Source organism: Ruegeria sp. BF6, from assembly GCF_056538665.1.
Genome location: NZ_JBQFTN010000057.1, coordinates 1 through 549 on the forward strand (window position 1 = coordinate 1; position 549 = coordinate 549).

A 549-nucleotide genomic window follows, 5' to 3' on the forward strand; every position below is an offset into this window, starting at 1 on the left:
GGCCCAGCCCAGCATCAGGATCGCCCGGTCGCGACAATCCCGGCGGGAGCCGCGGCAGGTGGCCAGCAGCTGTTCCAGCACATCGCGGGTGATCGGGTGCTGCGACTTCGGGGCCGCAGGACGGGCCGCGGCGCGGCGCGCCTTGGCGCGGGCCTGTTTCACCTGAGGGGCGTCAAACGGGGAGGCGAGGTTCTTCATGCGGTGGAAGGCCAACCAGGAGGCGATGCGCCGGTCCAGGGTGGATGGGGCCGGACAGGCCAGCGATCTGCGCAGCCCTTGATCTATCAATGCTTCCGCCGTCCGGCGGGCGCGATCGTCTGGTGCCGCGTCATTCAGATCGCGGGCGTGATCGAGGATGAAGGCCAGCGCGATGTCCTGACGCTCCGGCCACTCAAGCGGCTTCTTGAAGGCCACATTGGCCCACGCCGTGATGTAGAGCAGGTCGCGCTCATAGGCCCGCAGCGTATTGGCCGGCGTGCCGCGGACATAGAGGTCGGTCAGGGCCTCCTGATCCGCCTGGGAGAGGGCCGGGAAGGGGCCGGGAAGGTG

Annotated in this window: 1 pseudogene; it reads right to left on the reverse strand. The window is 69.2% G+C overall.

Features of this window, described 5'->3' with window-relative positions:
- A pseudogene (locus ACR0IM_RS24550) lies at positions 1 to 549 on the reverse strand (tyrosine-type recombinase/integrase); the annotation flags it as partial.